The following is a 12,052-nucleotide window of genomic DNA, read 5'->3' as shown; positions in this document are numbered from 1 at the left end:
AGTTTTTCCCTTACTGGCTGTTGGCTTCCCTCACTGCACCTGTTAAAAAGTCGGTTCACAGAAATTTTTTACGGCAGGACAACATGAGTGGCAGTCAGACCCTTGTGGTCAAATTGGGTACCAGCGTTCTTACCGGCGGATCGCGTCGGTTAAACAGAGCGCACATGGTGGAATTAGTGCGTCAGTGCGCGCAACAGCACGCCGCCGGCCATCGTATTGTGATTGTGACCTCCGGCGCGATGGCGGCCGGTCGTGAGCATCTGGGGTACCCCGAACTGCCGCCTACCATCGCCTCAAAGCAGCTGTTAGCTGCCGTGGGGCAAAGTCGTCTTATTCAACTGTGGGAACAGCTGTTTTCCATCTACGGCATTCATATCGGTCAGATGTTACTGACTCGCGCCGATATGGAGGATCGTGAACGCTTTCTTAATGCGCGCGATACTTTGCGTGCCTTGCTGGATAATCACATCGTGCCCGTCATCAATGAAAATGACGCGGTTGCCACCGCTGAAATCAAAGTGGGTGACAATGACAACCTGTCTGCGCTGGCAGCCATGCTGGGTGGGGCAGACAAGCTGCTCTTACTGACCGACCAGCCGGGGCTGTTTACTGCCGATCCGCGTCATAACCCAGAGGCGGAATTAATCAGCGATGTGCATATTATCGATGATGCGTTGCGCGCCTTAGCGGGCGACAGCGTGTCCGGACTGGGAACGGGCGGAATGTCGACCAAACTGCAGGCCGCAGACGTTGCCTGCCGCGCCGGTATCGATGTGATTATTGCTGCAGGCAGCCGCAGCGGCGTCATTAGCGATGTCATTGCGGGCAAGCCGGTGGGCACCCTGTTTCATGCGCAGCAAACGCCGCTTGAAAACCGCAAACGCTGGATTTTTGGTGCCCCGCCAGCAGGCGAAATTACCGTGGACGACGGCGCGCTTGCCGCCATTATCGAGCGCGGCAGCTCACTGCTGCCAAAAGGTATCCGCGAGATTCAGGGCAATTTCTCCCGTGGAGAAGTCATCCGTATCCGCAGCCTGCAGGGGCGCGATATCGCCCACGGCGTTTCGCGCTATAACAGCGACGCGATGCGCATGATCGCAGGGCATCATAGTCAACAGATAAGCGAAATTCTGGGCTATGAGTACGGGCCGGTTGCGGTACATCGTGACGATATGATCGTCAGCTAAGGAACAGATATGCTTGAAGAAATGGGAAAGGCGGCGCGTGCCGCAGCCTGGGCGATGGCGGACCTGTCCGCAGTCGATAAAAATCAGGTTTTGCTCACGATTGCTGACCGACTTGAAGCAGAAAGTGAGATTATTTTAACGGCGAATGAGCAGGATCTGGCCGAGGCGCGACAGAACGGTATGAGCGCCGCGTTGCTCGATCGTCTGACCTTAACGCCGGCGCGCCTCAGCGCGATTGCCAACGATGTCCGCCAGGTCTGCCAGTTAGCCGATCCGGTCGGGCAGGTGATCGATGGCGGCCAGCTGGACAGTGGGCTGCGCATTGAGCGCCGTCGCGTACCGCTTGGCGTGGTGGGGGTTATTTATGAAGCGCGTCCAAACGTTACCGTGGACGTCGCCAGCCTGTGCTTGAAAACCGGCAACGCCGCGATTCTGCGCGGCGGGAAAGAAACGTGGCGCACCAATGCAGCGACGGTGCGGGTGATTCAGACTGCCCTTCAGCAGCACGGTTTACCCGCGGCGGCGATTCAGGCTATCGAAAATCCGGATCGTGAGTTAGTCAATCAGCTACTCAAACTGGATCGGTATGTGGATATGCTGATCCCGCGCGGGGGGGCCGGCCTGCATAAGCTCTGCCGGGAAAATTCTACTATCCCGGTGATCACCGGTGGAATCGGGGTTTGCCATATTTATATCGATGACACCATGGACATTGCCCCTGCACTGGACATCATCGTCAATGCCAAAAAACAGCGTCCGAGCGCCTGTAATTCGCTGGAAACGCTGTTGATTGACGCCGCGATTGCCGATCGTTTTCTACCGGCTTTTACTGCGCGCATGGCCGAAGAAAATATCCCCTTACATGCTGATGCCAATGTTCTGACGCGGCTGCAACAGGGGCCTGCCAGCGTAACGGCCGTGAAAGCGGGCGACTATGACGATGAGTGGCTGTCGCTCGATCTGAACGTCAAACTGGTCGCTGATATGGATGAGGCGATTGCGCATATCCGTATGCATGGCACCCAACATTCCGACGCTATCCTGACGCGTAGCACCAAGAATGCGGCCCGCTTTGTGAAGCAGGTGGACTCTTCTGCGGTGTACGTGAACGCCAGTACACGTTTTACCGACGGCGCACAGTTCGGTCTGGGCGCAGAAGTTGCCGTCAGTACGCAAAAACTGCACGCCCGCGGCCCTATGGGGCTTGAAGCGCTGACCACCTACAAATGGATTGCCTGGGGTGATGACACCCTGCGTGCATAACTGCATTTTTTAAAATAAAACGGGGGCCTGTTCAGGCTCCCGTTTTTTTTATGCTGCTTTTTCCGCGCCACTCAATGGTAGAGTCTTGCGTTTTTTGATGCGTTTTTAAGCCGTCAGAATGATATTGATCGACCAGGACGATTCAGTAGCCTGGCCTTTTTTTACAAAGAATGACTGAAAAGTGAGACTGCACGCGGCTTGCCGACGCATTTTGTGGTTCGCTGTGCGGTGATAGGGTGACAAATAATCAGAAATGCTAAGTCATGCTGTTAGGTAGTAAACTGACGGTAATATAAAATGAACTGGTAGCAAAAATGAAAAGAACATTCAGCGCCTCTTTCACGGTCAATTATTAACTAATGGTTAAAAAAGAAAGTACCAGACAAGCTTTCACCGCCAGGCTGATTGCAGCCTGCGAAAGTGCGGGCATTACTGGACACGGACGCAATAAACAGGTCGCCTGTGCGTTACAACGCCAGGGTTGCAAGATTTCAGCACCGGGCGTGTGGAAATGGTTCAACGCGCAGTCCGTACCCGATAATGGCAATTTACTCGCGCTCAGCCAGTTACTGGGCGTCAGGGTTGAGTGGCTGCAACACGGTATGGATCAGCCTCCGGAATCCTATCCCCTTCACGCATTTCCCGGCCCAAAAAACACCTTTCGCGTGAACAGTTTTGATTTAGGGCAAAAGTCAGCGGTAGGCGATGATTTTGTCGAAATCATTCAGGCCATTGAATACGATCAGGATGAGGCCCGGGTTCTGTTCAGCGGCCGTCCTGCCGACCATATCCGGCTCATTGCCATAAACAGCGATGCCATGTCCGATACCTTTGGCCCGCGCGATCAGCTGTTTGTTGACATAAGCGTTCAGAATTTTGACGGAGACGGTATCTACATTTTTACGTTGGATGAGCAGCTGTATCTCAAGCGTCTGCAGCTGCAACACAAAAGAATTGCCGTCATATCGGACAACAAACGTTACGAAACCTGGTATCTCGACAGAGACGATGTCGGGAGTTTAAACGTACTGGCTAAAGTCATTATGAGTCAGGCCCGGAAGTATCATATTCTGGGATAGGCCATCCAGCAGGCCTGCCCGCATATTCTGTAAAAAAATAATCGGCCTAAATTCAAAAAGTTAACTTTCAGTTAAAAATAAATTAACTAGTGGTATTTGATAAAGCATAAGAACCTGTTAATAATTTGAACATGGATGAAACAACGTGTTACCTCATGGATGAAACGCTCTTAAACAATTGAGGCGCTGCACAAGCGCGAATCAACCCCCCCAAAAGCTAATGAGCTTTGGGATGGGGTGGATGCGCCTAATGCAGCGTCGTCAGATGCCGCCTGTTCCCTTTTGCTGACCCTTCCACCTGACTGATTATTCAGCCGGGAGGTGCGCCTGCGAACAGCTTTCAGCGACATTCGAGCCTGTTCTTCAGACCCAAAACACTCGCCAGCCACCCTATCGCCAAAGACTCATTCACAGGAGGAGTTATGGCGATAATTCACTATGGCAAAAGCGTTTTCATCGGCAACGCACGTACCCGCCGTCATCAGCGGCGTCAACCTCTCAACCGTCTCAAACAAAGCATCGACGATGCGCTTAACTACCCACCCGAACCCCGACCTTTGCGACGCGCTGAACAAATTTGTCAGCGGCAGGTTACTTCTGTGGTTGACCGCGCGGTAAGCGCGCCACAGCGGAGAAGCAAAGAGATTTCAGGTTTTGATAACTGCTGTCTGCCCCATGTTCACCTTTACGCGGTTCGCTGAACGCGACGACCGTCACCGATCCACTGCCTGTAGCAGGCCGCGCCATCCTCCCTTCCTGTGCCTGATTTTTAGGCAAAACGTTAGTGCTGCTGCATTTTTAACCGTTCTGCCGCTGCGTTTATCGCTGGCACTAATCAGTTTGCTTTATGTTTTTTCATGGTGGATGGGCTGCCTGCATCATCACTGAGGAGTTTCTATGAGCCAGATTATTGCAATACTGAATTTCGAAGAAGGTTACGCCGAAATGCCCTATCTCGATTCACTGGGGTTTCCTACGGTTGCCGGAGGGATTCGTATCGGACCAAAAGGGGCGTCATTAAGTAACTATGTGCTGCGGGTGCCGCGTCGGGTGGGCGATGTGTGGAAACAGTGCATTCTGGAAAACAAAATCACGGATATGCAAAGTCGCGCTCCCCTGAAGCAGGCGCTGGCAAAGTGCAATGACGCACGAACCGATGTGTTGATGAGCATGGCATACCAACTGGGCGTTGACGGAGTTTTGCAGTTTAAAAATATGCTCAGTGCCATCACGCGTGAGCATTTTACGGAGGCGGGCGATGCCATGCTCAACAGTCTCTGGGCCCGGCAAACCCCCGGGCGCGTCAGGCGTCATGCTGAAGTCATGCGTAGCGGTAACTATGACATCTACCGGGGGCTGCTATGAGATGGTTATTTTTCATCATTGCCGTGCTGACCGTCATCATTATTTTGCTGCTGATGCAGCGTTTCACCACGTTGCAGTTCGTTTCCCATGCCAAATTGTTATTTAAAACCTGGTCTGTATGGCTGGCTTCGCTGGGGTCAATGCTCAGCGCCTGGGTCCAGTCATTTCCGTCGTCTGCCCTCAGTGCGTGGCAAACGCTGCCTGACGATGTGAAGAGCATCCTTCCCCACAATTACCTTGGTCTCATTGGCGCCTTTATGGTGGCGATGGGCGTCATTGCGCAATTTGTTCGCCAGAAAAACCTGCTGAATGAAAAGCGCCAGAGCAAAGAGGAGGCATCATGACGTTTTTTTCTCTGTTTACCAGCGGCTGGCACGGGCTGGCGGCGATGGGTGCACTGATCATCGCCGTCGTTGCCAGCTACGTCGGAGGTAAGAAAATCGGCAAGGTGCAACAGCAAGCCCGGTCGGAAGCTGACAGCGCCAGGCAAGAGGCAAATCGCATGGCGAATGTTACTCATCAACAGCAACGCAATAGTGAGGAGGCGAAGCGTGTGGCGACTGATAACCTTAATCTTGATGACGCTGCTGCTCGCGACAAGCTGCAGCAGTCCAAATATCACCAACCCTGAGCCCATCATTTATCGCGATTCAGCCTGCATCCTCTTTTCCCCGATTTATACCCATGGCGATGACGCCAATAAGGCCGACATTCGCACCGTGCGCGCCATTAACAGCCATAACGATTTATGGGATGTCCTGTGTGGTCATTCCGCTGCCGAAGATTCTTTAACCTTCTGATTTACAGCCTATTATCCTGAGGAGGATATCATGATTGAAGTTAACTCATTTGCTGAGCTTCGTACGACCATGCCGTCAAAACCAGGTGAAATTGCCGTACTGAAACGCTATTACGATAAAGATTCCAGCTTTCGTGGCGGCGGCGATTTTGTGGGGTTTACCGGCACCACGATTTTAAAAGATGATGGCGGTACGGTAGCCATAGGAAACGGCTTCTACTGGAAGCGTTCAATCAACGATCCGCGAGAAGTGAACATCCTGCATTTTGGGGCCAAGGGCGATGGCGTCACGGATGACACCGATGCGTTTAAACGTATTCTCGGCTGGTCACAAACTTACAGCCAGAATATGAAGGGATTGCCGGTACGTTTCCCGGGCGGGCGTTTTCTGATTATGCCCATGGATCTGAGCAATGCAGAAATCCCGTTCTTTGGCCTGGCCGGGGACGATCTGGCGCTGGGTTCTCTGCCCGGCACCACCATCGTGTCAGATAAAAGTGCCAATACCCTGTTCAAAGTTCAGGCACGGCGCACCACCATTCGTGGGATTACCTGGGACGGACAGGCCACGGCGGATACCGTCACCAACACGGCCACCATTACCCCTGAAATGTGCAGCAATGTTCAGCCGTTTTTTGAAAACAGTTGTATGGCAGGGCAAATCGTTAATATCAGCTGCTTTCGGGGGCAGCGCAGCGGTGGAACCATCTTTAAGCTGCAGGACACGCTCGACAGTAAGTTTGAGCAAATCTATACCAATACCACCTACTCGCGCGTTTTCGATATCGGCTGGTCAGGTTCCCCCAAAGGCGTCTGGGATCACTCTACGGCCGTTGAGTTATGCAATGCGAATTTCCAGACGGGCTATGGTGATGCCACGCTGTATATGCCGCGTATGACGCAGGCGATTATGCGTAACGTCTGGATTGAACATACGCGCAATCCCGGCGATCTGTCTGATGGCGGCTGGACCATCGATACGCTCAACGTCGAGAACTGCAGTACCCCATTAATACTGAACAACGCCCGCGTGGTAATGCGTCATATTAACCTGCAGTCAGGTTCAAAGCTCAGCCAGGACCTTGTGGCAGGCAAGTGGCTTTCTACCTTCGAGTACGGCTATCGACGTGACGAGAACTACGGCACTTTCATGAGCGGTTCGCTGCGGGCCGGGTACTTTAGTGGCTATAAGGTAGTGAACAATACGGAGACGGATAACTGGTATCGTCTTGGACAGGTATTTTTCCCGGCACCCAATCAACAGTGGGTCATTGAGTTGATCGGTAAAGCGGATAACACCACGCCTTCAGGTACGGCAGGCTCGCCCGTCAATATGCCCGGCACGGGCAAGACCTGGATCAACCTGCAGCGGCTGGATACGGTCTGGGCAGATGCCTGCCATATGGGGCAGCCTGCGGTGATGGACATTCGCTATAACCGTGTGGGAACCACCTATGCCGGTATCTGGGTTAAGCTGCGAGCCAACAGTGGTGAAACCATGTTTAACCTCAAAACCACCGGTCCGACACGCTTTGATACGGGTTCCTGTTCCCTGTTTCAAAGTGACCTGTCGCTGGTGGATGACGTATCGAAAGTGGGCACGCTTAAGCCTGCCGCACGCTTTGGGTTACATAATGGCGTCGCGGGCGTGGGCGCCAATGAAAAAGGCGTGGTAACCCTCGCCACGGCGGCGGGGTCGCCGACCAATAAAACAACGCCGACGGGTTTTGTGCTCATCAATATTAACGGTACCGATCGTAAAGTCCCTTATTACGATTAACGCTGGCAATCCTACGCGAGGCTTCGGCCTCGCTTTTTTTTGCTTTAAGCGCAGTACCTGTCTCTTCCGCCGCTCTTTGGTTTTATCGGGATCTGAATGCCTGCCGGATATATTCGTGGAACGCATTGATGCCAGTCTTTGTTATTTAAACGATTGTTAAACGACGTCAAATCAGGTTGCGGGAGTAATACCTGAAAGCGCACTACTTGACAAAAAATTTTGCAATTTAATACTAAAAATTATTCTTCCATTAAATCTCCGCAAGAAACCATCCATTCTTGCAACATAAGGAACACGTTGTATGGTGGCTGCCATCATTATTGGTATTTTTATTATTAGCGTAATCTATGCACACTCGCGCGGTGTAGAAAAACAAAAGTTCTCGCGTCAGTTGTTTGATCACTCGACCTTTATGGCACCTGTTAATATGTTCATGACAGGCTTTTCAAGATTGCCAGCGAAACAGCCCTATTTTTCGACAGAGGAATTTCCAGAGCTTCGCGAGTTGACCGATAACTGGCAGGTCATTCGCGAAGAGGCGATACGTCTTCAGGATCATATCAAAGCGGCCAAAAGCCATAATGATGCAGGGTTTAATACCTTTTTTAAGCGTGGCTGGAAACGGTTTTACCTTAAATGGTATAGCGACGCACATCCGTCTGCCCAGCAGCTCTGCCCGGTCACCACGGCTCTGGTCAGTAAAATCCCCTCAGTCAAAGCGGCGATGTTTGCAGAGCTGCCGGCGGGCAGTCATTTAGGTAAACACCGCGATCCCTATGCCGGATCGGTGCGCTATCACCTCGGCCTTGTGACGCCCAACGATGACCGCTGCTTTATTGAGGTGGATCGACAGCGTCACAGCTGGCGCGACGGGCAGGCGGTTATTTTTGATGAAACCTACGTGCACTGGGCACAGAATGAAAGTGAGCAAACGCGTATCATTTTATTCTGCGATATTGAGCGTCCTATGAAGTGGCGCTGGGCACAGGCCATTAATCACTGGGTAGGCAGTACCCTGATGTCGGCAGCAGCCTCACCCAATGACGAAAATGACAAAACGGGTTTCATCAACCGCATTTTTAAATACGTCAATGCGATTCGCGATGCTGGACAGAATTTAAAAAAACGGAACAGGACAGTCTATTACTGGGTTAAGCACTCCTCGATTGTACTGATATTCCTTGCGATCATCGTGCCGAGTATCGTGATGTAGAAAGGGAATGACAGCCAGAACAGCACTCAGCGTCTGGCTGAACCCATAATACAGGCAGTGAACACCGTTATTTGGGTTTAAACTGCCTTACATCAATCGCGTATCGTTTTATTTTTCGCCACAACGTGGTGCGGCCGATGTGTAGCAGATCAGACATCGCCTGTACTTTGCCCTGAGTCATGCGGGCAGCCTGGAGGATCGCTTCTTTTTCAATCGCGCTAAATGACAGATTATCCGGCAGCAGAGAGGCGTTTGCGGCATTGTCAGGTTGCTCAGATAAAAGCGATTCTGGTAGGTTATTCCATCGGATATGGCCATGTTCACTACTGATAGCAATATTTTCAATCACGCTGTTTAATTCAAAGTCATTACCGGGCCATCCATAACCCATTAATTGCGTCATCACCTCGTCATCAACTTTAAAGCGCGAGGAAAAACGTTTTTCCAGCCTGCGTAGGCGGTGATTAATTAAATAGGGAATGCTGTTACGCCGCGCGCGCAAGGGCGGAATGGCAATCTCAAAGGAATGTAATGCGTAATAAAGCTGACGGCTAAAACGATTCTGTTCCACAAGATGGGCCAGATTAACGGTAGTCGTGGCAATCACTTTAATATCAACGGGGATCAGCCGCCGCGCATCAAGGCGAGTCAGCACGCCTTGCTTGATGACCTGAAGCAGGACAGATTGCTGTCCGGGTGTCAGATATTCAATCTTTTCCAGAAACAACGTGCCGCCGCTGGCCAGTTCCAGACGGCTTAAACGGCCATCTCTATCCTCGCCGGGTGCACTGCCTGTAAAATCCTCTCCCTGTGTATTGTCGGCATAAAGCTGACAGTTAACCGCAATGTAAGGGCCGCTTGCCCGGTCACTTTCATTATGAATTGCCTGACTCAGCAACTCTTTACCTACCCCTTCTTCCCCGCACAGTAAGACAGGAAAGCTGCCTTTGGCTGCCTGACGACCAAAATGTATTAAACGACGCGTGTCGGCATCCTCTTCTGGCATCTGTTCAAAGGTGTGACTGACTTTACCCAGTTGGCTGGTCATGAGTTGACGGACCTGCTCAACCGGATGGAGCAGTAAAATAAAGCTGTTGCCCTGAACTTCAACAATGGGTTTCAGGGTAATCACCGCATCAACAAACTGATGCTGGCTCTCGAAGGTGACTTCCACATGTTTTAATCCCTCTACCTGCTTAATCGCCCGGCGCAGCAGAGCCGGCAGCGTGATCAGGTCAGCGATATTCTTTCCCTGACTGGTTAAGGCATCAAGGTGCAACTGCCGGGCTGCCTGAGCATTCAGGAACTGCAGGACGCCTTGCTCATTCCACGCCATGACGCCGTCGTCCATGCTCTCCAGCAGGCCATAAAGCTGGTTCAGATGGCGGTTGGAATCGGCTAACAAATTGTCTGTTAACAGTGAATTGCCTATTTCCCGGGCAACAGAAAGCGTAAGCGAGAGATCGGAGGGCGCCTGATCCTGATAAAGACAGGCCAACGCGATAGAGCCAAATAAACGACCGTGATTATCGAATATGGGTGTAGAGCAGAAAGACCAGGTATGAAGAGCCCGTTTGAAATGCTGTTCCCGGCTGGTTTTTAATGGCTGGCCTTCAAGCGCGGCCAGCGACAGGGCGCAGGTACCGATGATACTTTCCGCACAGTAACTCCCCTCCTGCAGGCCTAATTTCTCAAGATCCAGCAGCGTCTGTGCATCGCCACAACGGTTTAAGATACAGGCGGATTCATCAAGAATAAACAGCGCACAAGGGCGGTTCGCCATATATTCCCACGCATCCTCAAGCGTGGCCTGGCCAATGGTGAGCAGGGCGGTTTTGCGGCGGCAAATCGACGCGTAAGTTAATCCCTGTGCCTGATGCGGTGCTTGCCAGTTATCCCGCTGCATGTATTTACTGCAGCGGTGCCATGACTGAGCTATCACCGCTGAAACGTGTTTATCGCTCTCGGGCGCGAACACTGTCATATCCATTTCCGCTGAAAGACCATAGGATCCCCCCAGCAGCGCAGCCAGGGGGAAGTCGTTGCCCGGAGACTCGGGCCAGCGGTTTACCTGTGACAGATTAACGCGACAGCCACTGCTGTCCTAGCAGATCGGCAGTGATAATCGCCGCATAAACGCTGTCTGGTGTGACCGGGAACGGCATATTGTGGATGGTTTCGCCTTCCACACAGGCCGCCTCGGCAACCGCCTGAATTTTTTTCTCGATATCCTGTTTCACGCCCATTTGCCCCAGGGTGACAGGCAATCCTACTTTCTGGCAGAACGCCAGCACGGTTTCGATCTCTTCTGTCGGGCTGTTCTGCAAAATTAACTGGGATAACGTACCAAACGCGACCTTTTCACCGTGATAAAGGTGATGGCACTCTTCCAGTACGGTAAACGCATTATGAATGGCATGCGCGGCGGCAAGACCACTGCTTTCAAAGCCAATCCCGCTGAGGTAAGTGTTGGCCTCAACGATACGTTCCAGCGCATCTGTTACCACGCCTGCCTGAGCCGCAAAGCGAGCCTTTTCGCCTTCCGCCAGGAGTGTTTCATAGCACAGCCGCGCCAGGCTTAACGCTGCGGCCGTCGACTTGCCGCCTGCCATGCTGGTTGCGCCAGAATCGTAACAGGCTTTGGCTTCAAACCAGGTGGACAGGGCATCGCCCATTCCCGCGACCAGTAAACGTACCGGTGCTTTGGCAATGATCGTAGTATCCATCACGACCATATCGGGGTTTTTGGGATAGATCAGATACTCTGCAAACTCACCGGTTTCGGTGTAAATAACCGACAATGCGCTGGTGGGCGCGTCGGTGGAGGCGATGGTGGGGATAACCACCACTGGCAGTTTGAGATACCACGCAATCGCCTTGGCCGTATCCAGCGTTTTACCGCCCCCTAATCCGATGACGCCGCGGCAGCCGTTTTGTTCTGCTAACGTCATCAGCCGGTTGATTTCAGTCCGGCAACATTCCCCGCTGAAACGTTCTGCATGACAGGTGACGTCATGTTCAGCAAGGCCGCTCAACACCTTATCGCCCGCCATGTTCATTACAAAGTCATCGGCAATCACAAAAAAACGATCGGCCAGGTTCTTTGCGTACTGGCCGAAGGACATGGCGGCATTGGGGCCCTGAATATATTTCGCTGGAGACTGGATAATTTTTGGCATTCCTTTCACCCTCAAGTAAGAACATGTTCGCATAGTGAACGCTGGCATCTCTCTGGCTCGGCTTGCAGTGAAAGCCGAATGATGGCCGACGTCGCGTTTCACTTTACGCGCGACATGGAGGTGAAAAAGTTTTGCGGCCAACGTTCTGATATGGAACACCTTACCGCTCCGCACGTTTCATACTGGA

Annotated in this window: 11 protein-coding genes; 9 read left to right on the top strand and 2 right to left on the bottom strand. The window is 52.2% G+C overall.

All coding sequences use genetic code 11. From position 1 onward, the window contains the following. Positions 1-83: 83 nt before the first annotated feature. The 9 genes from proB to lpxO all read left to right on the top strand — a co-directional run bounded on the left by proB (position 84) and on the right by lpxO (position 8,686). Positions 84-1,187 (top strand): glutamate 5-kinase, encoded by a 1,104-nt coding sequence (gene proB / locus P9J57_RS16105; RefSeq protein ID WP_024471994.1) that lies wholly within the window; start codon positions 84-86, stop codon positions 1,185-1,187. 9 nt (positions 1,188-1,196) lie between these two features. Further along, positions 1,197-2,450: a glutamate-5-semialdehyde dehydrogenase gene (gene proA / locus P9J57_RS16100; protein WP_110286404.1), complete on the top strand. Its 1,254-nt coding sequence runs from the start codon at positions 1,197-1,199 to the stop codon at positions 2,448-2,450. Between the two features lie 359 nt (positions 2,451-2,809). Then, positions 2,810-3,529 (top strand): XRE family transcriptional regulator, encoded by a 720-nt coding sequence (locus tag P9J57_RS16095; RefSeq protein ID WP_110286405.1) that lies wholly within the window; start codon positions 2,810-2,812, stop codon positions 3,527-3,529. A gap of 422 nt (positions 3,530-3,951) precedes the next feature. Then, the gene (locus tag P9J57_RS16090) at positions 3,952-4,230 is read left to right on the top strand and encodes a transcriptional antitermination N peptide (protein ID WP_013024787.1); all 279 of its coding nucleotides are present in this window, start codon (positions 3,952-3,954) and stop codon (positions 4,228-4,230) included. Positions 4,231-4,426: 196 nt separating this feature from the next. Beyond that, positions 4,427-4,894, top strand: coding sequence for a lysozyme family protein (locus P9J57_RS16085; RefSeq protein WP_013024788.1), 468 nt, complete (start codon positions 4,427-4,429; stop codon positions 4,892-4,894). Then, a complete protein-coding gene (locus P9J57_RS16080) occupies positions 4,891-5,238 on the top strand; it encodes a DUF7940 domain-containing protein (RefSeq protein ID WP_013024789.1) in 348 nt (115 codons plus the stop codon). The genes P9J57_RS16085 and P9J57_RS16080 overlap by 4 nt, the downstream gene beginning before the upstream one ends. Then, positions 5,235-5,525: a hypothetical protein gene (locus P9J57_RS16075; protein ID WP_013024790.1), complete on the top strand. Its 291-nt coding sequence runs from the start codon at positions 5,235-5,237 to the stop codon at positions 5,523-5,525. Before P9J57_RS16080 ends, P9J57_RS16075 begins: the two co-directional genes overlap by 4 nt. A 199-nt stretch (positions 5,526-5,724) precedes the next feature. Then, positions 5,725-7,473, top strand: a complete 1,749-nt coding sequence (locus tag P9J57_RS16070) for a glycosyl hydrolase family 28-related protein (RefSeq protein ID WP_015700885.1) — start codon at positions 5,725-5,727, stop codon at positions 7,471-7,473. A gap of 301 nt (positions 7,474-7,774) precedes the next feature. Continuing rightward, entirely contained in the window at positions 7,775-8,686 is a 912-nt protein-coding gene (lpxO, locus tag P9J57_RS16065; protein ID WP_028714858.1) for a lipid A hydroxylase LpxO, read from the top strand. Positions 8,687-8,753: 67 nt separating this feature from the next. Here the strand turns inward: lpxO and dhaR are convergent, their stop codons facing one another. After that, complete coding sequence (gene dhaR, locus P9J57_RS16060) at positions 8,754-10,670, bottom strand: dihydroxyacetone kinase operon transcriptional regulator DhaR (protein WP_028714859.1); 1,917 nt, start codon at positions 10,668-10,670, stop codon at positions 8,754-8,756. A 97-nt stretch (positions 10,671-10,767) separates the two neighbouring features. Further along, positions 10,768-11,865, bottom strand: a complete 1,098-nt coding sequence (locus P9J57_RS16055) for a glycerol dehydrogenase (RefSeq protein WP_014606491.1) — start codon at positions 11,863-11,865, stop codon at positions 10,768-10,770. Between the last annotated feature and the right edge of the window lie 187 nt (positions 11,866-12,052).

This window comes from Pantoea sp. nfd-35 (assembly GCF_056892255.1).
Note: the sequence above shows the minus strand (reverse complement) of the source record. Positions and strands in the feature narration are given on the sequence as shown.

Coding starts and splice junctions, on each gene's coding strand:
- P9J57_RS16085 (WP_013024788.1), top strand. CDS start 4,427: ATGAGCCAGATTATTGCAATACTGAATTTCGAAGAAGGTTACGCCGAA.
- P9J57_RS16090 (WP_013024787.1), top strand. CDS start 3,952: ATGGCGATAATTCACTATGGCAAAAGCGTTTTCATCGGCAACGCACGT.
- P9J57_RS16095 (WP_110286405.1), top strand. CDS start 2,810: ATGGTTAAAAAAGAAAGTACCAGACAAGCTTTCACCGCCAGGCTGATT.
- P9J57_RS16055 (WP_014606491.1), bottom strand. CDS start 11,865: ATGCCAAAAATTATCCAGTCTCCAGCGAAATATATTCAGGGCCCCAAT.
- P9J57_RS16075 (WP_013024790.1), top strand. CDS start 5,235: ATGACGTTTTTTTCTCTGTTTACCAGCGGCTGGCACGGGCTGGCGGCG.
- lpxO (WP_028714858.1), top strand. CDS start 7,775: ATGGTGGCTGCCATCATTATTGGTATTTTTATTATTAGCGTAATCTAT.
- P9J57_RS16080 (WP_013024789.1), top strand. CDS start 4,891: ATGAGATGGTTATTTTTCATCATTGCCGTGCTGACCGTCATCATTATT.
- dhaR (WP_028714859.1), bottom strand. CDS start 10,670: ATGACAGTGTTCGCGCCCGAGAGCGATAAACACGTTTCAGCGGTGATA.
- proA (WP_110286404.1), top strand. CDS start 1,197: ATGCTTGAAGAAATGGGAAAGGCGGCGCGTGCCGCAGCCTGGGCGATG.
- proB (WP_024471994.1), top strand. CDS start 84: ATGAGTGGCAGTCAGACCCTTGTGGTCAAATTGGGTACCAGCGTTCTT.
- P9J57_RS16070 (WP_015700885.1), top strand. CDS start 5,725: ATGATTGAAGTTAACTCATTTGCTGAGCTTCGTACGACCATGCCGTCA.